Source organism: Flintibacter hominis, assembly GCF_014287965.1.
Lineage (GTDB): Bacteria > Bacillota > Clostridia > Oscillospirales > Oscillospiraceae > Lawsonibacter > Lawsonibacter aceti.
The window spans coordinates 25666-50515 of sequence record NZ_JACOPO010000011.1 but is presented as its reverse complement, the minus strand read 5'-3'; the positions used below and the strand labels follow the sequence as shown (position 1 = coordinate 50515).

The following is a 24850-nucleotide window of genomic DNA, read 5'->3' as shown; positions in this document are numbered from 1 at the left end:
CTTCATGTTACCGGTGATAGAGTTTGTTGGTCTGGTACTGGGGCTCACAGGTGAGCTGAAGGCCCAACTTTTTATAGGTCACCGCGTCGGCGGGGGAGAGGATGACGGTGCAGTGGGCCTGACATCCCCCTAATTCTTCCAGATGATCCAGGGCCCTGGCGGCCTTGGGATCGGCGTTGGCCGAGGAGGCCAGGGCGATAAGCACCTCGTCACTGTGGAGACGGGGGTTGGCTGAACCCAGATGCTTGACCTTCACGGTCTGGATGGGCTCGATGGCGGACTGGGCAATGAGATGGATTCCGTGGCCTCCCGCGCCGGATAGATATTTCAAGGCGTTAAGCAGGGCGGCGGCGGAGCAGCCCATCAGCTCTGAGGTCTTTCCGGTGACCATAGTGCCGTCTGCCAGCTGGATGGCCATGGCGGGCTCGCCGGTCTCCTCGGCCATGTGGGCGGCCGCTGCCACCACAGGGCGGATATCGGGGGTGACGCCGGCCTGCTGCATCAGAAGCTCCAGCTTGTATACCGTGTCCTCCGAGCCACGGCCCTGGCGCTGATCGCACAGGGCCTCATAGTAGCGGCGGACGATCTCCTGACAGGCGGCCTCCCGGCACACCGGATCGTCAGTGATGCAGTTGCCTGCCATATTCACCCCCATATCAGTGGGGGACTTATAGGGGCAGCTTCCGGTAATCTTTTCAAACATGGCCGCCAGAACGGGGAATACCTCCACGTCCCGGTTGTAGTTGACGGTGGTCTGCCCATAGGCCTGAAGATGGAAGGGATCGATCATATTCACGTCGTCCAGGTCCGCGGTCGCCGCCTCGTAGGCCAGGTTTACCGGATGCTTCAGCGGAAGGTTCCAGACGGGGAAGGTCTCAAATTTGGCATAGCCGGCCACAATGCCCCGCTTGTGCTCATGGTAGAGCTGGGAGAGGCATGTGGCCATCTTCCCGCTCCCCGGGCCGGGGGCGGTGACCACCACCAGGGGATGGCTGGTCTCCACATAGTCATTTTTTCCAAAGCCCTCGTCGCTGACGATCTTTGTGATATTATGGGGATAGCCGGCGATGGGGTAGTGGCGGTACACTTTGACGCCTAACTGCTCCAGCCGGGACTGGAAGGCGTCGGCGGCAGGCTGGCCGGTATACTGGGTCACCACCACGCTGCCCACGAACAGGCCCCTGCCCCGGAAAATATCGATGAGGCGCAGTACCTCGCTGTCATAGGTGATACCCAGGTCCCCACGGACCTTGTTCTTTTCGATATCGCCGGCCTTGATGGCAATGAGAATCTCCGCCTTGTCCTTCAGCTTCTCCAGCATCCGGACCTTGCTGTCCGGCGCGAAGCCGGGCAGGACGCGGGACGCATGGTAGTCGTCGAAGAGCTTGCCCCCGAATTCCAGATACAGCTTGCCCCCGAATTGATCGATCCGGTCCTGGATATGCTGGGACTGGAGCTGCAGATACCGCTGGTTGTCAAAGCCTGTCTTGCTCACAAAAGACTCCCCCGTTCTTTCCTAATACAAACAAGATATTTTACCCCTGGGCGGCGGGGACCGTCAAGGGGTTTCGAGAATTATCGGGCATAAAAGGGGCCCGGAACTCTTATTCCGGGCCGTCCGCAAAAGAATTTTAGTCCAGCCCTTCCTGACCAAAGAGCTGAGGGGGCAGCACGTCGGACAACTCTACCAGCAGTGGGGATAGGCCGCCATCCTGCTGTACCTCCGGTGTGCGCACCGCAAGCCGCTCCTGGGCACCAGCAGGCAGAGAGATGAGAATGACCGGGGCCTTCTCACCCCACTCCACCAGCATGGTCCCCCTGTGGAGGGCTGCGATGTGCCGGACTACCGACAGGCCCAGTCCGGCCCCCTGGCCGGGCTTGGGGATAGCTTGATCAGTGTCCTGCTGCAACAGGGCCGCCAACTGCCGGTCAGAGGGCCGCTCCCCGCTGTCTGTGAGGGAGAGTACAGCGCGGTCACCCTGACGGCGCAGAGAGAGGAGCACCACACCACCCCTCATCGTCTGTACCGAGTTGGAGATCAGCCCCAGCAGCATACGCTGAAGGAGGGGGATATCTCCCTGGATGAGCAGAGAGGGCAGGTCAGAGCGGTACTCCAGGTGGGTGTCCTGCTGAAGCAGTTGGCCCGCGTCCCGGGCGATCTGGCGGCACAGCCCAGCCAGGTCTAATACGGACGGTCGGAAGGGGATGCCGTCCGGCCCGGCAGCCGAAGTGACAAAATCTAGGTTGTTCAGCAGTCGGAACATCCGGTGGTAGCTCTTGCTGAAATTCTCCCGGGCCGCGGTAGAGAGCTTCCCCTCTCCCCCCTCTGTCATGGGTCCGATCTGGGTCAGAAATTCCGCCATCAGCTGCCGCATCTGCCGGATAGTCCCCTCCAGCTGCAGGTCTGTCAGCGACGTCTGTGGGGCGGGGTGGAACAAAAATAGCTGTCCCTCTCCTGTGTCTGTACGGCTGAAGGCATAGGTGGTCCGTCCGGCGGTAAACGTGCCAACCCCCTTAGGGCCATACCGGGGCAGGTCCAGATAACCGGGCACCGGTCCGTCGATCTCCAACTGGGGCAGATAGTGGGCCGCCATGGGATTGATGGCCGTGATCCGTCCCAGCACGACATAGACCGCCGCCTCTGGCAGATTTTCTAAAATAGACAGGTTTAATTCGATCATGTCGCATCCTTTCGGTCAGGGTTTCTTAAGGCGCGTACCGAAGATAGCCGCACGGTTAGGATGTGCTGCCTGCGCCGCTATCATGACGCATTTCCAGTATATCAAAAATTTCCACTGGCAACAAGAGAAAAGTCGAAAAACAGCCTCTTTGGGGAAAGCGGCGGATAAGCCCCGCCTTAACGCCAAAGAACCTCCGAAAATCCTACCTAGTCCTCGCTTAACTTGTCGAATTGCCAATTTTATCGGAAAAGTATTAGAAAATCCTCCCGAAATATATGAAAAAAGTCACTATCAAAAGGCATTGAAACGGGGTATAATACCAGTGGAAGCAATAGATATTGATTCTTTGAAAAAAAGGAGTTTTCAACATGAGCATCAAAGTTGGCATCAATGGGTTTGGCCGCATCGGCCGTATGGTGTTCCGCGCCAGCCTGAACCACCCCGAGATCGAGATCGTTGGCATCAACGACCTGTGTCCCGCCGACTACCTGGCTTATATGCTGAAGTATGATACGATGCATGGCCACTGCCAGGCCGAGATCGGCTACACTGAGAGCGCCATCATCGTCAATGGCAAGGAGATCCCTGTCTCCGCCGAGCGCAACCCCGCTGACCTGCCCTGGGCTAAACTGGGCGCCGAGTATGTGGTGGAGTCCACCGGCCTGTTCCTGACCAAAGAGAAGGCCCAGGGCCACCTGGATGCCGGCGCCAAGAAGGTCGTTATGTCCGCCCCCTCCAAGGACGACACTCCCATGTTTGTCTGCGGCGTCAACCTGGATAAGTACACCCCCGACATGAAGTTCGTGTCTAACGCCTCCTGCACCACCAACTGTCTGGCCCCCATCGCCAAGGTTCTGAACGATAACTGGGGCATCACCGACGGTCTGATGACCACTGTCCACTCCACCACCGCCACCCAGAAGACCGTGGACGGCCCCTCTCTGAAAGACTGGCGCGGTGGCCGCGCCGCCTCCGGCAACATTATCCCCTCCTCCACCGGCGCCGCCAAGGCCGTGGGTAAGGTCATCCCCGAGCTGAACGGCAAGCTGACTGGTATGTCCATGCGTGTTCCCACCCTGGACGTGTCCGTGGTGGACCTGACCGTTAACCTGGCCAAGCCCGCAAAGTATGAGGAGATCTGTGCCGCTATGAAGGCCGCCTCCGAGGGTGAACTGAAGGGGATCCTGGGCTACACCGACGAGGCTGTGGTGTCCAGCGACTTCCTGGGCGATCCCCGTACCTCCATCTTCGATGCCGACGCCGGCATCGCCCTGACCGACACCTTTGTGAAGGTCGTGTCCTGGTACGACAACGAGATCGGCTACTCCAACAAGGTCCTGGAGCTCATCAAGCACATGTACTCTGTGGATCACAAGTAAGATTTTTCTGATTCGATCAGGGCGCCGCAGCCGCGGCGCCCTTTTTCTTTTTTTGAATATAGAAGTATTATAATTTCCAAAAAATGTATGAAACCGTCCCACTCCGGGGCGGTTTTTTGTGTTAGACAGAGGGAAAGGCCTCACGCCCCAATCAAAGATTTCAAACACAGAAAGGACGATGGACTATGGCAAGCAGTTACACGGAACATTTCCAGCTCAATCAATGGGCGGCGGAAGACCCCGTCCTCCGGGAGGACTTCAATGCTGACAACGCAAAGTTAGACAAAGTAATTCCAAGAATCGTCACCGGGACCTATACCGGCGACGGGACGGCAGACCGGACAATCTATCTGGGGTTCCGTCCCAAGGCGGTGCTTTTATTTCCAGAAGATGGAACGACCTGCTTTTACTACTGTCCACCAAACTATTTTACCTGTCAGGGCGGCTTGATCTTAGACGGATACCCTCTGCGGTTAAAAAATGACCGCTGCAACATCATTTGCGCGGAAATCACGGACACCGGGTTTGCCGTCAAAATTTTCTCGGACCAGAGCAAGGCTGCCAATATTGCCACCAACCGAAATGGGACGGTATACCATTACCTTGCACTAGCCTGATATGAAAGAATCGCCCCCAGGCCAACTGGCCCAGGGGCGACACGTTATGGTTGTCTTAGATTGCTGACCAATAAAAGCTTAGGAGAAGATCATGGCGCTGGAACCGGTCAGAGTATAGGTGTTGTTGTCCATGCCCTGGAAGGTGACAACGACAGTAGCCTGATAAGTATGGCTGCCGGAGATAGCCACATTGGGCAGTGCGCTGTCGTCGAGGGAACTCAGAGTAGCACCAAGAGAAACCTTCTCATCCTTAGCGCTGCTGACAGTCTTAGCGAAGTCTTTCCCGTCAACAGTCAGAGTGGTCTTCACAGTGACATTCTTGGCTTCCCAACCAGAGATGTCCTTGCCATCAATGGTAGGAGCGGTGATGGTCATAGCCAGACTGCCGGAGTTCGTCAGCCCGACGGTCACAGAACCATCGGTGGTCACCACGGGGTCCTTGCCGCCCTCAGTGATGCCCTTGTCGTCGGGTACGACAACCAGGACAGTCTCGGCCAGAGGAGCCTGGTCATACTCGTTGTCCACGGTCATGACATACACGCCGGTGGTGTCAGCGGCGCGAGTGGTATCGGCCTCGATATCAGAGATATCGCCGGTGCGCAGCAGGTCCACATCGCCATTGGCCTTCAGCTCCACCACCACGAAGACGGTGTTGTCGTCATAGGCAAAGGTCTTTTTGGCGTTGCCGCCGAAGGTGATGCCAGTGTTCAGGGTCAGCACGCCGTCCTTGGCGGCGGTAGCCCAGTTGGCAGCGGCCTTACCGGCGTTGCTCTTCAGATCGAACTTGGCGGTCCAGGTCTGGACATAGTCATCGCCATCGCGCTTGTCGATCAGGTACATAGCCTTCTTGGCATTCTTAGCCAGAGTCTCGCTGGCGGTATAGAGGTCTTCGACCTTCTCGCCGTTGGCGTCATAGGCGTCGATGAAGCGATAGACGGTCTTGTTGTTCTTGTCCTTCTCAGCCTGATAGCCGGTGCCCTTTAGGATGATGTAGTCCTCGGCGTCGGCATCGCTGGTGAAGTTACCATAGATGAAGACGACCTCAGCCACGTTGTCGCTGTTCAGAACCAGCTTTACATCAGCGCCGGTCTTGCTGGATACGTTCTTGTAGCCGACCCAGGAGTTGTTATTCTCCACGTCTACGAACACGGTATTGTTGTTGGTAGCCTGCCCATTCGCAGTGCCGGTGGCGGAGATGGAGGGAACATCCTTCTTCACAGTGGCGCTGGTGCCGGCCTTCTCGGCGACGACCTCCAGGTCATAGCTGCTGGAGCCCTTGGTGAACTTGTAGATGGTCTTCTCAGCAACGGTCTTGGTGGTGCTATTGTCGCCACCATTCTTAACGGCGTCATAGGACTTGCCGCCGTCGATGATCTGGTCCACGGTGATGGTGTCCTCAGTGCCATCATAGAAGACGACCTTGGCAGAGGGCTCGCTGTTGAAGACAGTGCCCACTTCCTTCACGAACAGGTAATCCTCGGCAGTAGCGGTATCACCCTCGAAGGCCACGGCGTAGCCGTAAGCATCCAGATACAGGGTGGCTTCCTTGTCGATGACGGGGTTGGCGTCGGCGACGCTGTCCTCCAGGTTGTACAGGCCGGTGCCGATACCGTTGGCGGCGACAGCCTTGGTGTAAGCGTAGTTGTAGCTGTACTTGGTGCCGTCCAGAGTGGCGTAGTCGGCGTTCTTCACAGCAGTGACCTTGCCGGCTACAGTTTCGGCTACAGCCAGGGACTCGATCTCGCCGGAGGAAACAGAAGCGGTGTAGATGACGATGTCGTCCTTCTCAAACTTCTGATCGGTGGTGAACTTGTTGTCGGGGGTGTAAGCAGAACCAGCGCCGTTGTTTACCTTGGTCTTAAAAGACACGGTGACCTCGTAGTCGCCCTCGTCGCCGGTGACCTTGGTGACCTTGGCTACGCCGGTGTCGATCAGGGTCAGAACGACGGTCTCCTTGTCGGAGTCCACGAAGACCTCAGTCAGGACGCCCTTGTCAGCGGTCAGCACGCGCTCGCTGCTGGTCTTGCTGTGAGCGATAGCCAGGTCGCGGGCAGCGTGAGGGGCGGCGTTGGTGTCCTCGGCAACCAGGCCGCCGTTCTGGTAGATGGCCCAGTCGTAGTTATCAAAAGCGGCGGAGCCGACAGCCTGGTACAGAGCCTTCTCGGTGACCTTGACAGTCCAGGTCTGCTCGGCGGAGTCGGCATACTTGCCGATCTCGCTGGACTTATAGGTCCAGACGTTGGCGGGACGGTTGAAATCGTCGCTGCCCTCGTCCTTTTTCAGGTCGCCGTTGTACAGCTTCTCGCCCAGTTCCACGATGGAGCCCTTAGTAGAGCTGGTGGAGGAGGTGGGCTGCAGATCGCTGATGGCGCGGGCATAAGCCTTGTCGCTGGTGACATAATTGTAGGTGACCTTGCCGGCCTCTACGATCACACCGTCGGCGTTGACCTTGATGGTGTCGTCGTCAGCCTCGACCATGCCGGACTCCAGAGCGTTCAGAACCAGTTGAGCCAGGTCGTTGCGGGTCATGGCCTCGGTAACGCCGGAGTCCACATCTTCAAACAGCTCGATCTTGCCAGCCTGCTTGATGGTGGCGAACTGCCAGTCGTCCTCGAAGTCGGACTGATACTGGAAGTAGCCCAGGGCCTTCATCAGCATCAGAGCGGCCTGGGAGGTAGTGACGGAGTCGCTGCCGCCGAAGGTCTTGGCGTCGTAGCCGGCGATGATGCCGTTGGTGTAGCAGGCGGCCACATAGGGTTCAGCCCAGGAGGGCACATCAGTGAAGGGGCTGGTGCCCTTGTAGTTGGCTACGCGGTAGTCCAGCAGGTTGGACATGACCACGGCCATCTCGTTGCGGGTGACCTTAGCGTTGGGGTTGAAGTTGCCGTTCTCGTCGCCGGTCATGATGCCGACTTCCTGGAGAACTTCGATGGCTTCCTGATTCTGCTCGGAAGACACATCGGCGTAGCTCGCGCCGGTGCCGACTACCATCAGGCCCATGACCATGACGGAAGCCAGAGCCAGGCTAAGAGCCCGTTTCAGGTTTCTCATTCGGGATTCCTCCTTAAATTTTTTCGGGGACTTTTCTGACAAAATCCCCATTTTTTCGAGGCTTTGAGGACTTTTTAGGGCATTAGCCCTGTATAACGCCCCTTGCACAGCAAAAAAGGTGAGGAAAACCCGCTAAGAGCAAATAAAAAAGGGCGCTTTTCCAAAGAAAAAGTGCCCTTGGTAGACATCTGGTAGACACCCAGAAAATGGAAAAGCGGGAAAGCCACGTTTCCCAGCGCTTTCCCGCTTTTTTTGGTAGACATTTGGTAGACATAGCGCGCCTACCAGAAAAAAACGCCGGTCCATAGGACCGGCGGACAAAGGGATTCTGTATGACATTTTACTTGACCTTAGCCATCCAGGCGGGCCGCAACGTCTTCCAAATAATTCCGTTCGACCTGTTCAATCTTTCCGGTGTCAAAGGCGGCGGCAAGGCTGGGATCAATAGGCAACTGGGCCAGCACAGGAATCTCCAGTTCCATCGCCACTTTTTCCAAATGGCTGTCCCCGAAAATCGCGTGCTTCTTGCCGCAATCAGGACACTGAAAATAGCTGTAATTCTCTACCAGCCCAAGGACGGGAATATCCATCATCTTAGCCATATTTACAGCCTTTGTCACGATCATGGATACCAGATCCTGAGGAGAAGTGACGACAATAATACCGTCCACGGGAAGGGACTGGAAAACAGTTAGAGGCACGTCGCCAGTGCCGGGGGGCATATCCACGAACATATAGTCCACATCGCCCCAGACCACTTCTTGCCAGAACTGTGTGACTACGCCGGCAATGACGGGTCCACGCCATACCACGGGGTCCGTTTCATTTGCGGTGAGCAGGTTCAGGGACATGAGCTTGATGCCGCCGGCCGTGACGGCGGGGTCGATGCCGGCGTCGCTTCCTGTGGCCTTCTCATGGATGCCAAAAGCGGTTGGGATAGAGGGGCCGGTGATATCGGCATCTAAGATGGCTACCTTACGGCCCTTTCTGGCCATAGCGACGGCCAGACTGGCGGTGACGGTGCTCTTGCCGACGCCGCCTTTCCCGCTGACAACGGCGATAACCCGCTTTACACTGGACATGGCGTTGGCAGGGACACGCATATCCCGGGAGGAGCAATCGGCGTTGCAGCTGGAGCAGTCATGAGTACATTCAGACACTTGGAACATCTCCTTACAATCATACGGGCCGGGCCCGAGTATAGTCGTTCTCTCAAAGTGTACCCCTTTTCTCTCCGCCCGTCAAGACAGAGGCAAAAAAGGACCGGAAACTACCGGATCAAAGTATTTTCCATGGGGATCTCATCCATGCTGCCCTTGGTTGAGAAGTAATAGGAGAGAATATCGGCTGCCATGGCGCCCAGTTCTGAGCCGCTTCCGCCGTGTTCCACCACCATGGCCAAGGCGATCTCCGGGTCATCATAGGGGGCGAAGCAGACGAAAACGGCATTGGACTCCGTCTGGGCGCTGACCTGGGCGGAGCCAGTTTTGGCGCCCACCTGGACAGGCAGGTCCTGAAAGTAGCGGCGTACCGAGCCGTCAGTGGTCAGGGCCAGCATTCCGGCCTTGACAGCCTCTAGATTTTTGTCCTGTATCTCAATGGTGCTGAGGACCTCCGGCTCATAGGTTTCCACGATTTGGGAGTAATCGCTGGATTTGATTTCCTTCAGCAGGTGGGTGGACTTTCGGGTGCCTCCATTGACCAGTGTGGAGATATAGCTGGCAAGCTGGATAGGGGTAAATTGGCTGCTCTCCTGGCCGATGGCCACAGATAGGACCGAGCCCTCGTACCAGGTCCCGCCCATGCTCTCAGTATATTCGGGGCCAGCCATGACGCCCGAGGACTCCTCCAGCTCAATGCCCGTCTTTTGGCCAAGGCCAAAGCGGGTGGCGTAGTCTACCAACAGGTCGATGCCAAGCCGCCGTCCCACGTCGTAGAAAAAGTAGTTGCATGATACCTCGATAGCCTCGCTGACGTTGATGAGCCCGTGATACTTGCCGTACTGGCGGTAGTACCAGCACTGGGGAGGAGTGCCGGGGTAGTAGGTGTAGCGGCCCAGGTCCCGTATTTGGGAGTCGGGAGTGATAATGCCCTCCTCCAGTGCTCCGATAGCGGTGACCATCTTAAAGGTGGAGCCGGGGGCGTAGGTGCCTGTAAGTGCCCGGTTGACCAGGGGAGTGAGGGGATCTGTAGAATTTTTCTCCCAGTCACGGGAGTAGTTGGCCAGGTCGAAGGTAGGATAGGAGGCGGAAGCCAATACATCAAAGCTGTTTACATCTAGCACCACGCAGGCCGCGCCCTCCACCTCCTCACTGACCAGATTGGGCAGGGAGGAGGCCAGAGTGTCCTCCACCTTTTTCTGCAGGTCAATATCGATGGTGAGCACAATATTGTCCCCTGGCTTTGGCTCGGTGATCCAACTCTCTGACAAGATCTTTCCGCTGGTGTTCCGATCCACGGCCCGGATCCCTGGGGTACCCCGCAGGAAGGACTCGAAGGCCTTTTCCACCCCCTCCTTACCTACGGTATCGTCCATCTCGTAGTCGGGCTTACCGTCCCCGTCCTCGTCCAGCGAGGTATAGTATTCCACCTCTGAACGGTTCATCAGTCCTACCCGCCCTAAGATGTGGGCGGCGTACTGGGTGTGGTACTGACGGACGGTAGTGGGCTCGATGACCACTCCAGGCAGAGAGAGCTCTTTGACACGGGAAATGAAATCGATATCCACGCCCTCGGCAAAGACATAGGGAGTCCAGGTGACCTCACGGGAACGCAAGTACAGCTCATACAGCAGTCCGGCGATGGCCCGGGCATCTGCCGGGTCCATGTCTCCGATATTCAGGTCGGGCACCGCCTGCCCGGATGCCTCCGCAGACTTCTTGTCCACAGCGCCCTCGCCTGCGATTTCAAAGCTGGCGCACATTTTACCAAGCAGCTGCCGGGCGGTAGGAAGTGAGCTATCCTTCTCCTGCACTGGTGTCTGGACCTCTTTCTGGGGTGTCTCTCCAGTAAAAAATCCGGTGATCCTGTCCCAAAGCCCAGGCTCCTCCTGCTGTACAGGGGCTGTTTCTACTGGCTCGGGCTCTTTGGTGGGGTCGGTGATCCATTTCATTTTGACAGCCAACTGGCCCAGGCGGGTCAAAGTCTTAGAAGGGGTCCCGTCCTCATTTTGTGAGAGGGTAAAGTAGGGGGACTGCTCAGTGAACACAAAGGGCTCATCGGCGGAGATGGGCAGGGTGTCGCTCCATTCTACCCCAGAGGCCCGAGCCGCGTGGACGAGGGACAGAAGGGTCGCGTTGCGCTCCTCCGGCTCCTTTCCCATGTGATCCAGGTCCAGCGTCACCTGGTAGACCACCCGATTAGACACCAACACACGGCCATTTCGGTCCAGAATGTCTCCCCGGTCTGCTTCGACTATCTGGGTTTCTGCGATCTTGTTCTGAGATCGCTCATACAGCGCCTCACCCTGATTGATCTGGAGGTCGTACAGTGTGGCCCCCATGGCGGTAAGACACAGGGAAAGGAGCAAGGCGATGCACAGGACCCGACGATGAAATTGTTTTACATCCATGGAATACCTCCATCCTGGAGAAGAAAAGGGCGAATCAGGCCAGCTTGGTCCCGCCCACCCGGCGAAATATGGCCCGGAACAGGAGATAGACTACCGGAGTCCAGGCCAAGGAATAGAGAAATTCGGGTACGGCCACCTGGAGCAGCGCCGGGAGGGAGGCCGCGTGGGTGATGAGCCCCCGCAGCACCCGCAGCAGGTCCAGCAGAGCAAGGATAGCGGCGGAACAGAGCAGGCAGCCGGGAAAGGACTGGCTCAGGGCATACTGGGCGAGGGCCCCAATGGCCATGCCGGCCAGGGCCATCCCAAGCACCAGGCCGCCAAAGCCTCCGGGGTAGGCCAGCTCCCACAGCAGGCCGACCGCCATTCCAAAGCCCGCTCCGGCATAGGCCCCCTCCAGCACCGCCACAGCGGCTGCCGCCACAGGCAGCAGCATGGGTGTTACGCCAAAGAGGGGGTACCGAGGCAGGATATAGTCGTCCAGCAGCCACAGGGGCAGCAGGCCCAGGGCATAGACAAACCACTTGTGGATCAGGTCACGTCGGGTCAAATGAAACGCTCCTTACTGGGTAGGGCGGCCACAGGCCGCGCCTACTCCTGGATATCAAAGTCTTTGATGACGAATACCTCAACTAAGGAGGACAGGTCGGCGTCAGGGACCACCACGGCATAGCGGGTCATCCCAGAAGGGTCGGTAAAGACGCCCTCCACCTGACCCACCACCAGCCCGGAAGGATACACGTCCCCCTTGCCGGAGGTGAGCACCTCGTCCCCAGACACCAACTGAGCGCTGTGGGGGAGGTAACTCAGCTTCAGACGGCCCTGGCCCATCAGGGCAAAGTCTCCCTCCAGCACCCCGGCGCTGTACGTTCGGGTGACGATGCCCCCAATCTCAATGTCTGTGTTGATAATTGTGGAGACGGTGGACCAGTTCAGCCCCACCTTGGACACAACTCCCACCAGCACGCCGGTGGAGGTCACGACGCAGTCGCCCGCCTCCACGCCGGCGGAGGTGCCTTTGCTGATGGTCAGTGTGGATGCCCAGTTGTCAGTGGAGCGCCCAGTAACCCGCGCGGACTCAAAGACGAAGTCCTCACGTTTGGCCTGGAGGTCCAGCAGCTCCCGCAGGCGCTCGTTTTGCTTGGCGGCCTCCTGCCCCTCTCGAACCTGGTCCTCCAGCTCGGCCACCTGGGCCCGCAGGCTGTCCAGCTCCTCCTGGATCTGGCCATAGCGGAATACATAGTTATATACTCCCTCCGCCCAGTCAGCGGCGGCAGCAATGCCATTTCGTATGGGGCTGGTGACCGTGTTCACCACGTTGGACAGGGGGTCGGCATTGCCGCCCATAAAGGCGGTGCCCACCCCGATCAGAATGGTCAGCAGCAAGGCGATGATGACCAGCAGGATCCCGTTCTGGCGGAGAAAATCTTTCACGTTCCTTGCTCCTTTTTCGCGGCCATGGACAATGTGTCCACTCCAAACCGGGCCAGCATCCGGCCCAGCCGGCAGACCGGCAGGCCCATCACATTATAGTAGTCCCCGGAGATGCCCTCTACAAGCACACTGCCGTACCCTTGGATGCCGTAAGCCCCAGCCTTGTCCATGGGCTCTCCAGTGGCCAGGTAGTGGTCGATATCCCCTTGGGACAGGGGGCGGAAGCGGACAGAGGTGGCCTCGTGCTCCGTGGCGGTCCGGCCACCGGAAAAGAGGGTGATGCCGGTGTATACCATATGCTCCCGACCGGACAGAGCGGAGAGCATTCGGACCGCCTCCTCCCGGCTGTGGGGCTTGCCCAGCACCAGCCCGCCCACAGATACCACCGTGTCAGCGGCGATGACCAGGCCGTCCGGGTGGGCGGCGGCGACTTCCGCGCACTTCTGGCGGGACAGCTCCTCCACCAGCCGGTCCGGAGACAGCGAGGGGTCCATGACCTCCTCCCCTTGCGCAGGAATGATATCAAATTCAGCGACCCCCATCCGTTCCAGCAGCTCCCGCCGCCGGGGGGATTGAGAGGCGAGGATGATACGCATAACAAAACTCCTTGGTGAGAAAATAGGTGGGAGGACTCATCCCTCCATCTGGGCCTCCTCCGGCCCATTTGTCAGAGAGCCGGTGACGTGGATGGAGTGCCCCCAGAACAGGTCCCCGTCGTTGAACCAAAATTCGAAGGCTCCGTCCTCATAGATCTGAATGGCGTCCAGTTCCATGCGCTCCATGAACTGCTCCTGGGTGATCTCCGCCGCCTCCCGGTCCTCCTCCGACTCCTGAGCCCAGTCGTTGGCCAGGTCAAGCAGCTTTTCCGCGGCCAAGGCCCGCACCCTCTGGTCCCACTCCTCCTGACGCTCCATCAGGGTGTGAAAATGCGTCAGACAGTCCGCCCGGTTTTCGTCCCGGTCGAAGTCCAGGCGGGCAGGCTGGCCCAGCCACTCCGCCTCAGTCTCAAACCAGCCCACCGAGCGGTTTAAGGTAAAGGTGCCCAAGCCGTCCTCCCAGAAGGATACAGGCTTTTTCTGCTCCTCCAGGATGGCTTTTAGGTCCGGATCAAAGCCCGGCTCCGGCAGGTCCAGTAAGAGGAGCCTCCGGCCATCCTCTGACACCCGCGCCGTGAACTTGATGATAAAGTCAGGCCGGACCCGCTGGCGGAGATAGTTCCGCAGGGTATCGTCGGCCAGAGAGACTAGGCTGGCCTCTCCCTGGTGGATGTCAGGGCTGTCCTCCTCCATCCAGGCGGTCAGGCCGATGCCCACCCGCCAGAGCTCCTGCTCCGGTTCTTTGACAGAGCCGAAGCCGCTGGCGTCCGTGACAGCCACAATAGACAACTCATCCGGCAGGAAGGGGGTGGCGAACTCCTTCCACTCGTCCCTCTGTTGGGAGGGAGGCTCCTTGGGCGCTTCTTTCTTTTTGAACAGTCCAAACATACTGCTTCCTCCATGCTCGTCACACTGGGCCTGGTTAAAGGGGCCCGTGTTTGTCGCTTATTTTCCGGTAGAGCCGAAGCCGCCGGCGCCCCGCTGGGTGTCGTCCAGCTCATCCACGATTTTCAGCTCGGCCTGGACTACCGGGGTGACCATCAGCTGGGCGATGCGCTCACCGGGCTGAATGGTAAAGTCCGTGTCCCCGGAATTTTGCAGGCCCACCAGGATCTCTCCCCGGTAGTCGCTGTCGATGACGCCCACACAGTTGGCGGGGGCGATGCCATGTTTGATGCCCAGCCCGCTCCGGGCAAAGACCAGCGCCACATAGTCCGGCGAGGGCAGGGCGATGGCGATGCCAGTTGGGATGACCTTCCGGCCGCCGGCAGGAATGACCACCGCCTCCTCCATACAGGCGTGTAGGTCCATGGCCGCCGATCCGGGGGTGGCGTAGAAGGGCAGGGGGATGTCGCTCCCAATTTTAGGGGAAACTGCTTTGATCTTCAACTCCATAATTGTAAACTCCTAATCCTTTTTCTATTCGATATCCACGATGCGCACATACCGGCGCAGGGGGTGCTCCCCGTCATGTCCCGCCCCTGGAAATGGGGCGGACATAGTGCCGGCGGAGGTGATTCGGGTCAGTCCCGCCCGGACCAGAAGGGCGGTCAGCTCCTCCCGCTCCTCCGGAGGGCAGAGCAGTCCGGCGGTCTGAAGCCTTCCCTTCTGCCGCCGAAGGACAGAAAAAAGCTGGGAACGGGGCAGCCGTTTTACCAGTATGTTTCCATGGAGAGGCGACAGCTCCAACTCCTGGTCGGGACAAAGGGTGACCGAGCAGCCCCGCCCCAGAAAGACCTGGGCCCCAGTGTTTCTCACCGTCTGCTCCAAAAAATGCTCATACCCGTGGAGAGTGGCCTGGGCCGCCTGTCCGGGGGGCGGGTGACAGGCGGCGGCCGCGCGCTCCAGGATAGGCAGGAAGCTATGGCAGAACGCCCTACCATCATCCAGGCTGTCGGTGTCCAGATAAATCACCTGGCAGGAGGAGCACAGCAGCCCCCCGGTGGACAGGATATGGCGGGCCAGGGCATACCATTCCTCCTCCGGCGGACGGCCAGATACATAGGCGAAACTGAGCCGGTGGCTCCACTCAATCAGCTTGCAGCCGGCGGGAGCCATGCTCCGGGCGGCCCGGACAGCCTCATCCCCGCCCCAGGTGACGATGCCGTCCGCCAGGCTGGCCAGGACCTCCAGGGAGGTCCGGTCGGCAGAGGGGATGGAAAAGACATAGAGGTAGGGGGCCAGATCGGGCTGGGTGTCTGTCAGCAGCTTGAGCAGAGCCAGGGACAAGCCCGTATCTCCAGAAGGCAGCTTCAGCAGGTTGACGTTTCCGGTCAACAGGCCCTCCAGGGCGCTGAAGGCGGGAAGGCCCTCTATGTTGCCGGCGGCAATGTGGAGCAGGGTGCCCAGGGGCAGGACCACAGAGCGGCCAAAGGGCCGGGGGCGCTCCCCTGTCCAGAGACCGTCCAGCTCTACGGCCAGTTTATAGCGCAGGCTCTCCGACTGGAGCATGTGGCGGTACCTCCCCAGAGTATCCAGAAGCTGTGGGGTGGCAAACCGGGACAGGAGATGGTCCAGCTCTCCCTGATCCAGCCGGTCCAGCAGCGTAGCGCAGGCGTCCACGACGGCCTCCGCTTCCAAAGGGGAGGCGCTTCGGGTGTGGTTAATCTCCGCCTCCAGACCGGAGAGCACCTTTGGCAGGTCGCTGTCCGGGAGAAGGGCTCCATTGGCAAGAATCACGGCATCTCCCCCTTCCCAAGCAGTTCCGCAGCTCCGGCGGCGCAGGTCTGGATCTCCGCCAGCCCCACCCGGCCCAGGATGGTCAGATAGGGGGAGCGGAGGCCGCAGCCACATTCCTCCCCCGGCGTGAGATAGCCCAGATCATCCGTCATGACGCTGGTAGCTGGGGTAGCCCGGAGGAGGGGAGAGACCAGGTTGATCAGCCCCACCTTCCCCATGGGCAGGGGCTCCAATGTATTCACATCCCGAATGATGACGCGGGAGTAGACGGGGATGTGGAAGTGGTGCTCTTTGCAGGCGTTGAAAAAGATGGGGTGCTCTACCGCCCCGAAAAACTCATTGATATTCGCCTCTTGGATGCCCAGTATCCGACCGGCCAGGCCATAGAGGACAGGCTTTTCCACCTGCTGGGCGTAGTGCTGTTTCCAGCCTCCGGCCAGGAGGATGCGGGAGCCCTTCGGCAGCTGCGCCCGCAGGCCCAGCTCCTCCATCCGCTTCAGACCGAACCAGAGGTAGGAGGGAAAACCGATGATCCGGGTGGGAAACCGGGAACTGCCCAGCTTTTCCAGGGCCTTCGCCACATGGTCCAGGTCGGGGACATAGCCGCCGTCCCCATAGCGCAGGGCGTAGGTCCGGCTGATGGGAGGGGCAAACCAGGTCAGGCCGAACATGGTGCGGGTGACACCTGTTTTATTCTGGCGGTGGGGCTGATAGCCCAGAATCACATTGTGAGCGGGCCTGGGAGAGATCAGGCCGTGCCGCCAGCCCAGGCGAAGGACCATGGGTACCTCCGCCAGGAGACAGCCCCAGTCAAAGCCCACCTGGCTGAACCTGCCGCTGGTGCCGGAGGAGGTGACCCGCATGGCCATTCGCCACCGGGGCATGGAAAAGACGGCGTGCCGCTTGTAAAACAGGGTAGGCAGGACGGGGAGCCGGGCCAGGTCAACTATGGTCTGTATCTGCTCTGGAGAGAAGCCGATGTGGTCCGCAATGGCCCGGTACTCCGGGCAGCGGGCCATATGGAAGGCGCAGTTATCCCGCACCGCCCGAAGAAAGTCCGGGTCGGAGCCCTCCAGGTCATAGGGCTGGTGGAGCCAAAACAGGCGCTGTCGGCTGAACACGGCGTTTCCCCCTAGTCTCTGTTACTCCACGTCTCGGTAGTAGAGTCCCCGAGTATACTCATTTGGCTGGTATGACCCCTGCCCCAGATAGCGTTCCAATACCTGGGCGCACTCCATGGCGTTTTCCGTGGTAAACATCAGCCGGGCCGCCCACAGGCCCAGACGGCCATAGTCCTGGGTCCGGTCAGCCAAAAACAGCTTTTTGGAGTTCAAGATCTCGTTGCGGCAGCCATAGGCTTGGACCACCGGGAACCGCTCCCCCTTCCGGTCGGTGAGCAGGTTCACGTTGGAGCAGGTGTGCTGGCCGGAATGGTTGTGGATAATACAGTTTTCTGTAATCATCAAAGGTAGGCGGCCATAGGCGATGAGCTCCGTGGGAATAGCCTTAGACAGGTCCCGAATCTGGGCCAGCTTCAGCTCGAAGGAGGCGGTAGCGGAGATGAGTCCCAGCCGCTTCAGCTCTTTCATGGTCTGGCTGTTATATACCCCAAGGCCGTAGTCTCCCCGGACCGAAAAGCCCAGCTGGGCAGCCCGGCGGACAGCGCCCAGTGTGCCGGCCAGCACCTGGTCTACTCCAATGCGGCGCAGGGCAGCCAAATCCTCCTCCAGGGCCAAAGTTTCCCGGTCGCTGTACACACGGGGCATAAGGGCGGCGACGGGGACACCGGCCTCTTGGCACCGCTTCACCACCTCCGGGTGGGCAGCGCCCTGGTCGGCGGGTAAGTAGATCAGAGCAGGGGACAGCCGCAGCAGCTCTCCACTGATCTGGGCCGCCTCCCGGACAGAAATTGTGTATACAGGCGTCCCCCTGGGATTCTCATACCTCACACCCGGCCGGAAGGGCTCCACCCTCCTCTGGGGCAGGGCCTGCCGCTGGACGGACAGATCCTCCAGGGCCCGGCGGCGCAGGTCATTCAGGGCGGACAGGGGAAGGGATAGGCCCTCCTCTACTTTGGCGGTCACCTTCTGACAGGAGTAGGGGGTGCCTCCGGTGCGGGACAGCTGGCCCTCCACCTTTTCCCGTGTCAGGGGCACGTTTCGAGCCGCCTCGGGCACCGGCCCCTCCCCATGGACCATCCGGCCCTCCTTGTCCTCCACGGCGATCCGGGCTGGCTGGTCGGCCTGGATCATGGCGTATATTCTCACCGGCTCCTTCCGGTTCTCGCCGTTTTCATAGGTGGCCCGGGCCTGGGCATAGAGCTCCTTGGGCTCCTTTCCCTCCTGGCGCGTACCAAACATTTCGGGGCCCTTTTGACCCATGAAGTAGCTGTCCGTAAAGCCCTGGCGGGAAAAGACCTGCTCCAGGGCATCCAGCTCCGCCTGGGTGGGGGAGCGGCCCTCCTTCAGAGCTCTGGCGTACACACCGGTGACCACGGCCACATACTCCGGCCGCTTCATCCGGCCCTCCAACTTCAGGCAGGCCACCCCCATGTCCTGAAGCTCCTTCAGGTGGCTCACCAGGGACATATCCTTTAGAGAGAGAGGGTACTCGTCCGCCCGGCCGTTCCAGCCATACTTCAGCCGGCAGGGCTGGGCGCACAGACCACGGTTGCCGCTCCGCCCCCCAATGACCGAGGAGAAATAACACTGGCCGGAGTAACACATACACAGCGCCCCGTGACCAAACACCTCGATCTCGATGGGGGAGTTCTGGCAGATATAGGCGATCTGGTCCCGGTTCAGCTCCCGGGACAGCACCACCCGGCTGATGCCCAGGTCAGCGCACTGCTTTACCCCGTCCAAAGAGTGGACGGTCATCTGGGTGGAGCCATGGAGGGGCAGGTCCGGGACGGTCTGCCTTAGCATACGCAGCACACCCAGGTCCTGTACAATGACCGCGTCCACGCCGATGCGACTGGCGTGAGCGGCAACCTCCGCCGCCCCCGGCAACTCCCGGTCAGTAAGCAGGGTGTTCAGAGTTAGATGTACCTTGCAGCCCCGGAGATGGCAATAAGAAACCGCCGCCGCGGCCTCTTCCTCAGAAAAATTCTTGGCGTTGCGGCGGGCGTTGAAATCTCCATATCCAAAATAGACGGCGTCGGCGCCGTTCTGGACGGCGGCCGTCACCGCCTCCATAGAGCCGGCCGGCGCGAGCAGTTCCAACATGGGATACCTCCTGGAAAATCAAAGGCACGGGACGGACACGCGGCAAAAGTCGTGTCCGCCTCCGGCGGTTATTTGCGGGTCTGAAGCTTGAAGATCTCCCGCTTGGCCTCAGACAGCTCCATCTTCAGCCGGTTGGCCTCCTCCAGATTCTCCTTGATCTGGCGGCGGAGATTCTCGGCGGCATCCTGTTCCTTGAAGTACAGGTCGGCCATATTCATGGCGGCCAGCACGGCGGCCGTCTCCTTGGGCAGCTTGTTGCTCATGATATCACGCAGCTGGCTGTCCACATAGTCAGCGCACTTGCGGACATAGGCCTCGTCCTCTACCGCCACCATGGTATACTCCTGTCCCGCGATGGTCACTACCACTTTGTTCTTCATCGGAGCTCCTCCCCTTCTTCTATCTTTTGTATGCCAAATGGGCATACGAATCCAACTTACTCATCATTATACCACAGAAGGGAACATTTGAAAAACAAATAATCCATGAATTTTTCCAAGAAGCGCCGACCCGCGGCGAACAGCGGGGATGGACCGGAGCGAGGGCGCGAAACCGAAGCCGCATAAGCGGCTGTTTCCAGCCCGAGACGGAGGGAAGCCACGCGTCGTGAGCCGGGGAGGCGTGACAACCAGAAGCGCCGACCCATAGCGAACAGCGGGGATGGACCGGAGGCCTCCGCAATTTCCTGTTTACGCCGGGCGGTTTTTGCGGTAAAATGAAGAAACACAGCCACGGTCCCTCCGCCCTGCCTCGGGTCGGGAGCGGGACCGTTTTTAGAAAGGAGGGCGGTAGTATGGCCCAAACATTGCTGCCCGGAAGCGTCCTGGCCATGACAGACCAGGCGGCCGACCGGCTGTTGAGACTGGACAGCGGCGATGCCGCCCTGCTCTATCTCCATTTTCTGCGCCACGGGGATCTGTCCCATCTGACCTGGTCCCAGCAGCGTCTGGACACAGCTCTGGACCAGTTAAAAAAGCTGGGTATGGCACCGGAGCAGCCCCCCGTCTCCGCCCCCCCTGTCCCGGAAACTCCTCCCCCGGAGTATTCCCTAGAGGATATTACCGCCGCCCTGAAAGAAAATACATCCACCTTTCCCGCCCTGTGCGACGAGGTGGAGCGGCGGCTGGGCAAAAAGCTGTCCGCCAACGACCTGCGGTCTTTGTACACACTCTATGACCATCTGGCTCTGCCTGCCGAGGTTGTTTTGATGCTGGTGGGCTGGTGTACCGAGGAGATGGAACGAAAATACGGGCCGGGACGGCGGCCCTTCCTGTCCCAGATCAAAAAGGAGGGCTTTGTCTGGGCCCGCCAGGGCATCGACACGATGGAGCGGGCCGAGGCCCATCTCCAGCGCCTGACCCACCTCCGGGGTCGGGAGGCCCAGGTGCTCCGGCTGCTGGACATCCCGCCGCACCCCTTGGTGTCCCAGGAGCGGACTTATATCGCCGCCTGGGACGATATGGGCTTTGACGACGAGGCCCTGCGGATGGCGTATGAAAAGACGGTGCTGAAGAAGCAGTCTATGGATTGGGGCTATATGAACGGTATTCTCCGCCGCTGGCACCAGAAAGGCCTCCACACCGCCGCCGCCATCCAGGCGGGCGACCGGGACCCCAGGCCCCTGCGGGCTGGCCAGCCGCCTCAGGGGGCTCTGGCGGACCAGGAGAAGCGGACACGGGAAAACATGGAGCGGATGCGCCGTATGCTGGACCAGATGAAGAAGGAAGGGTGAACCTATGGCATATGATCCCAATGTGCTTCGCCGGGCTGTGGACCGGCTGGAAGGGGAGCGGCGCCGAAGAAGGGTGGAGCTGGACCGGCTGCGGGACAGAGCCTACGGCCGGGAACCTCGCCTGGCCCAGTTGGACCGGCAGCTTCAGGGGACCATGGCCCAGTTGGTCGCCGCCACCCTGCGCCAGGGAGGGAACCCCGCCCAGGCGGTACGGACGGTAAAGGAAAAAAATCTGGACCTGCAGCAGGAGCGGGCTGTCCTGCTGGGCGCTATGGGACTGCCCGCCGATGCCCTGGAGGACAAGCCTGCCTGTCCTCTGTGCGGAGACACCGGCTGGAGGGGAGCTCAGATGTGCGATTGCCTGAAGCGGTTGTGTGCCCAGGAGCAGATCCGGGAGCTGTCCAAGCTGCTGGACCTAGGGGAGCAGTCCTTCGACTCCTTCCGCATCGACTATTACAGTCAGACTCCCTGGCCGAACCGGGGGATCTCCCCCCGGGAAAACATGGAGCTGATCTACGAGGTCTGTCTGAACTATGCGCAGAAGTTCGGCAGGTTCCACTACAAAAATCTGTTCCTCTCCGGCGCTCCGGGGCTGGGCAAGACCTTTTTGTCCGCCTGTATCGCCCGTACGGTGTCAGAGGGGGGACGCTCTGTGGTCTACGATACCGCGGGAAATATCTTTGCCCAGTTCGAAGCCAAGAAGTTCCTCCGGGACAGCCAGGACGGCCAGGAGGCCAGGGATGAGACCCGCCGCTATCTCAACTGCGACCTGCTGATCTTAGACGATCTGGGCAGCGAATTGACTACCCAGTTTACCCAGTCTGCTCTCTATGAGCTCATCAACTCCCGGCTGGTGGCGGGGCTGCACACAGTTATCTCCTCCAACCTGACCATGGAGGAGGCGGCCCGGCGATACTCACCCCAGATCGCCTCCCGCCTGGATGGGGAGTATCACCTGCTGGAGTTTTTCGGTGACGACATCCGCCTGTTGAAGAAAGGTAGACTGTAATACCCTGAATTTCGAAACGGTTTCCATAGAGAAAAAGTGATGGAAGATAGGTGGTTATCATGCGTTTCAGAAGGTCGCTGCTGCTGGTTATGGCGCTGATCGTGGGCGGCGGACTGGGCGCTGTGCTGCTGCCCAAGTTTGAACCGGTCAAGATCATTTTGTTTTTTGCCATATGCTCTGTGCTGGGTGAGGTATTTTGCCGAATCGACCAGAGAATATCCAAAAAGTGATCTCTGTCCGTAGGAATGAGAGCGGCGATTTGTCATTCGGGAGATAAATAGGATTCAGGAGACAGAATAAAAAACCGCCTTTCCGGACAAACTGGTGCAAGACCAATTTTTACCGGAAAGGCGGTTTTTACATGGAAGTAAGAGAACTGATGAATCCCAGCGTGGTCACCATCGAGCCAACCTCCTCGGCCTCCCTGGCCGCCCGGCTCATCAGCCGGCACAATGTAGGCTCACTTCCGGTCTGCTCCAGCGACGGCCGGCTGCGCGGAATGGTGACGGACCGGGATATCGTCCTGCGCTGCATCGCCGCGGAGGAGGACCCGGCCCAGACCATGGTCCGGGATATTATGACCCGGAACTGTGCCACAGTAGCTCCGGGAGATGACTGCCGGGAGGCCACCCGGCTCATGTCCACCCAGCAGGTCCGTCGGCTTCCTGTTGTTGAAAAAGGCAAGCTGGTAGGCGTCATCTCCCTGGCGGATCTGGCCCGCAGCCACCGCTTCGACATGGAGGCGTCCCAGGCTCTGTGTGAGATATCGGAGAATATAGTGGTGCGGTAAAAGCGGTAAAAAATGTGCGTCCATGTTCAGCATGGACGCACATTTTTTAAACGTTCTTTGGATATAAATGTATCTCCTCTAGGGAGCGGAAATCGTCCGGATTTGAAGCGAATATAGGACTGTTGGAAATCAGACCAGATCCGCGGCGATCTGGCGGATCAGTTCCTCGCTGGGGGCCTTCTGGTCCCGCTTAGATACTTCTACGATCAGTTGATACAGAGGCACGCCCATTTCATCGGCAATGTTCTGAAACCGCTTGGTAAAGCTGGAGTGGCAGCCCGCCAGACCCAGGATCAGGTCAAAGGGCTTAACTGCCACGTGGTAGTTGTATTCCTCCATGGCAGGGATTAACTCACCGTCCAGAAAGGCCAGCAGCTTGTAGAGGTCAATGTCCTTAAAATAGCCCAGCCGTTGGAAAGTGGCTACCAGAAGTTCAGTGGCGCAGTTGCCGGCGCTGCGGGCCATGCCCAGCAGGCCGCAGTCAAAGACGGTGGCCCCGGCCTCAGCGGCGGCGATGGCGTTGGCTACGGACAGTCCCAGGTTATTGTGGCCGTGGAATGCCACAGGGATATCCACAGCAGCGACCAGCTCTTTGGTATAGGCCTCTGTCTCATGGGGCATCATGGTACCGGCAGAGTCCATGATAGTGATCTCATCCAGTCCGCAGTCAGCTAGCATCTTGGCTTCCTCTGCCAACTCCTTGGGGGACAGGACATAGGCCTTCATCAAAGAGTAACGGCACTTCATGCCGGCAGCCTTTACCCGCCGGATTCCCTCGCAGGCTCCTGCTCCGTCGCCGGCGTTAGCGCCGATGCGGAGAAATTTCAACCCATATCTGGCAGCCAGATCCACATTGGGCTGGGTGGCGTTCTTATAGCCCAGAAACATACCGATTTCAGCCTGGGACAGATAAGGCTGTATCAGCTGGAGATACTCCTCGTCTGTGCAGGGGGCAATAGAACCATTGGCCTCATATGCGCCCAGACCCAAACAGTTTCCCATTTCGATGGTGGTGATACCCGCGGCGATCATTCCCTCGATCATCATTTTGGTCAGCCGGGCATCGAAGCCCTTGCCTACCACATTGGCCCCATCTCGCAGGGTGCAATCCATTACTAACATAGCGCTGCTCCTTTATTGTTTGTACATTTTTTGTAGACAAATCATAGATCAGGACATAGGATTTCTGGACAAGACCTCACCATCCTTTGAATGGACCCCAGTGCCATGCGGATCAAAGCTTCTTGACCGCTGGTCACTGCATGGGACGCCATACTCACATTTTCTATCAGAAGTGGGACGATGTCAAGAGGGGGCGGTACACAGGGCCTGAAAGGGAAAAAGATTCCGGGAGATACACCTGACAGGGCAAAACGATTCTATCCCTTGGTGGGCAGCACCGAGGAGATAGCCCCGGCAAAGGCGCTGATGGGCATGGTTTGGAGCGTGATGTGCCCCGGACCGGTGACAACGGTGTTGAACAACCCCTCACCGCCAAAGATCATATTTTTGACTCCTTTTACGGATTGGATGTCAATGGAACAACTGGTGTCCATAACAGCGAGATTTCCTGTATCTACAATCAGTTGCTGTCCGGCCGCCAGATCGTATTCCACACCATAGCCGTCGATCTCCAAAAAGACGGTTCCGCGGCCAGAAAGTTTCTGCATAATAAAGCCTTCGCCGCCGAAAAAGCCGGCCCCTAACTTCTTTTGAAAAAAGACGGAGAGCTCCACCCCATCGGTGGCCGCCAAAAAGGCAGATTTCTGGACCACGATGGGCCGATCCGGAGTAATCTCCACAGCCCGGATAGCGCCTGGAAAGCTAGACGCAAAAGCAATCATCCCCGGACCGCCCTGGGCTGTATAGATGTTCTGAAAGATGGATTCTCCTGAGAACATCCGACCAAAGGCTTTTCCCAGGCCTCCTGCCGAGGTCTGCATCTCCATATTAGGGCTCATCCAAACCATAGAGCCTTTTTCGGTGATCATACTTTCCCCCGCGCTCAGTTCACAGATAACTACCGGGGTGGGCTCACCCTTGATCTCGTATTTCATAGTATCCCGCCTTTCTTTTTATTGGTGGTA

General features: G+C 59.1%; 22 protein-coding genes. 6 read left to right on the top strand and 16 right to left on the bottom strand.

What is annotated here, in order from left to right; all coding sequences use genetic code 11:
• Window positions 1–7 precede the first annotated feature (7 nt).
• Entirely contained in the window at window positions 8–1495 is a 1488-nt protein-coding gene (locus H8S11_RS12700) for a DUF1846 domain-containing protein (RefSeq protein WP_186853384.1), read from the bottom strand.
• A gap of 136 nt (window positions 1496–1631) precedes the next feature.
• Window positions 1632–2681 (bottom strand): sensor histidine kinase, encoded by a 1050-nt coding sequence (locus tag H8S11_RS12695; protein ID WP_186853383.1) that lies wholly within the window; start codon window positions 2679–2681, stop codon window positions 1632–1634.
• Between the two features lie 368 nt (window positions 2682–3049).
• On the opposite strand from H8S11_RS12695, the gene gap reads away from it, so the two are divergent.
• The gene (gene gap / locus H8S11_RS12690) at window positions 3050–4060 is read left to right on the top strand and encodes a type I glyceraldehyde-3-phosphate dehydrogenase (RefSeq protein WP_147573480.1); all 1011 of its coding nucleotides are present in this window, start codon (window positions 3050–3052) and stop codon (window positions 4058–4060) included.
• A gap of 185 nt (window positions 4061–4245) precedes the next feature.
• The gene (locus H8S11_RS12685; protein ID WP_186853382.1) at window positions 4246–4677 is read left to right on the top strand and encodes a hypothetical protein; all 432 of its coding nucleotides are present in this window, start codon (window positions 4246–4248) and stop codon (window positions 4675–4677) included.
• Between the two features lie 78 nt (window positions 4678–4755).
• On the opposite strand, the gene H8S11_RS12680 is transcribed toward H8S11_RS12685, so the two are convergent.
• From H8S11_RS12680 to H8S11_RS12625, 12 genes are all read right to left on the bottom strand, one after another.
• On the bottom strand, window positions 4756–7728 hold the full coding sequence (locus H8S11_RS12680; RefSeq protein ID WP_186853381.1) for an S-layer homology domain-containing protein: 2973 nt from the start codon (window positions 7726–7728) through the stop codon (window positions 4756–4758).
• A 350-nt stretch (window positions 7729–8078) separates the two neighbouring features.
• Entirely contained in the window at window positions 8079–8888 is an 810-nt protein-coding gene (locus H8S11_RS12675; protein ID WP_186853380.1) for a P-loop NTPase, read from the bottom strand.
• Between the two features lie 110 nt (window positions 8889–8998).
• Entirely contained in the window at window positions 8999–11299 is a 2301-nt protein-coding gene (locus H8S11_RS12670) for a penicillin-binding transpeptidase domain-containing protein (RefSeq protein WP_147573474.1), read from the bottom strand.
• A gap of 34 nt (window positions 11300–11333) precedes the next feature.
• Complete coding sequence (locus H8S11_RS12665) at window positions 11334–11846, bottom strand: rod shape-determining protein MreD (RefSeq protein WP_186853379.1); 513 nt, start codon at window positions 11844–11846, stop codon at window positions 11334–11336.
• Between the two features lie 41 nt (window positions 11847–11887).
• Window positions 11888–12730, bottom strand: coding sequence for a rod shape-determining protein MreC (gene mreC, locus H8S11_RS12660; RefSeq protein ID WP_147573472.1), 843 nt, complete (start codon window positions 12728–12730; stop codon window positions 11888–11890).
• Complete coding sequence (locus tag H8S11_RS12655; protein WP_186853378.1) at window positions 12727–13326, bottom strand: Maf family protein; 600 nt, start codon at window positions 13324–13326, stop codon at window positions 12727–12729. The genes mreC and H8S11_RS12655 overlap by 4 nt, the downstream gene beginning before the upstream one ends.
• A gap of 36 nt (window positions 13327–13362) precedes the next feature.
• Window positions 13363–14214, bottom strand: coding sequence for a DUF2262 domain-containing protein (locus tag H8S11_RS12650; RefSeq protein ID WP_186853377.1), 852 nt, complete (start codon window positions 14212–14214; stop codon window positions 13363–13365).
• Between the two features lie 57 nt (window positions 14215–14271).
• A complete protein-coding gene (gene dut, locus H8S11_RS12645) occupies window positions 14272–14721 on the bottom strand; it encodes a dUTP diphosphatase (protein WP_186853376.1) in 450 nt (149 codons plus the stop codon).
• Window positions 14722–14745: 24 nt separating this feature from the next.
• Window positions 14746–16005: an acyl-CoA reductase gene (locus tag H8S11_RS12640; RefSeq protein ID WP_366461180.1), complete on the bottom strand. Its 1260-nt coding sequence runs from the start codon at window positions 16003–16005 to the stop codon at window positions 14746–14748.
• The gene (locus H8S11_RS12635; RefSeq protein ID WP_186853374.1) at window positions 16002–17126 is read right to left on the bottom strand and encodes a LuxE/PaaK family acyltransferase; all 1125 of its coding nucleotides are present in this window, start codon (window positions 17124–17126) and stop codon (window positions 16002–16004) included. The genes H8S11_RS12640 and H8S11_RS12635 overlap by 4 nt, the downstream gene beginning before the upstream one ends.
• 21 nt (window positions 17127–17147) lie before the next feature.
• A complete protein-coding gene (locus tag H8S11_RS12630) occupies window positions 17148–19232 on the bottom strand; it encodes a U32 family peptidase (RefSeq protein WP_186853373.1) in 2085 nt (694 codons plus the stop codon).
• A 68-nt stretch (window positions 19233–19300) separates the two neighbouring features.
• Entirely contained in the window at window positions 19301–19612 is a 312-nt protein-coding gene (locus H8S11_RS12625; RefSeq protein WP_186853372.1) for a cell division protein ZapA, read from the bottom strand.
• 413 nt (window positions 19613–20025) lie between these two features.
• On the opposite strand from H8S11_RS12625, the gene H8S11_RS12620 reads away from it, so the two are divergent.
• The 4 genes from H8S11_RS12620 to H8S11_RS12605 all read left to right on the top strand — a co-directional run bounded on the left by H8S11_RS12620 (window position 20026) and on the right by H8S11_RS12605 (window position 22763).
• Window positions 20026–20964 carry a DnaD domain protein gene (locus H8S11_RS12620; protein WP_186853371.1) on the top strand — a complete coding sequence of 313 codons (939 nt, stop codon included), beginning with the start codon at window positions 20026–20028 and terminating at the stop codon, window positions 20962–20964.
• Window positions 20965–20968: 4 nt separating this feature from the next.
• Window positions 20969–21973, top strand: coding sequence for an ATP-binding protein (locus H8S11_RS12615; RefSeq protein ID WP_186853370.1), 1005 nt, complete (start codon window positions 20969–20971; stop codon window positions 21971–21973).
• A gap of 59 nt (window positions 21974–22032) precedes the next feature.
• The gene (locus H8S11_RS12610) at window positions 22033–22203 is read left to right on the top strand and encodes a hypothetical protein (protein ID WP_186853369.1); all 171 of its coding nucleotides are present in this window, start codon (window positions 22033–22035) and stop codon (window positions 22201–22203) included.
• A 131-nt stretch (window positions 22204–22334) separates the two neighbouring features.
• A complete protein-coding gene (locus tag H8S11_RS12605) occupies window positions 22335–22763 on the top strand; it encodes a CBS domain-containing protein (RefSeq protein ID WP_147573462.1) in 429 nt (142 codons plus the stop codon).
• Between the two features lie 129 nt (window positions 22764–22892).
• On the opposite strand, the gene H8S11_RS12600 is transcribed toward H8S11_RS12605, so the two are convergent.
• Window positions 22893–23885: a hydroxymethylglutaryl-CoA lyase-like TIM-barrel protein gene (locus H8S11_RS12600; protein ID WP_147573461.1), complete on the bottom strand. Its 993-nt coding sequence runs from the start codon at window positions 23883–23885 to the stop codon at window positions 22893–22895.
• Window positions 23886–24142: 257 nt separating this feature from the next.
• A complete protein-coding gene (locus H8S11_RS12595; protein WP_147573460.1) occupies window positions 24143–24820 on the bottom strand; it encodes a TIGR00266 family protein in 678 nt (225 codons plus the stop codon).
• Window positions 24821–24850 lie beyond the last annotated feature (30 nt).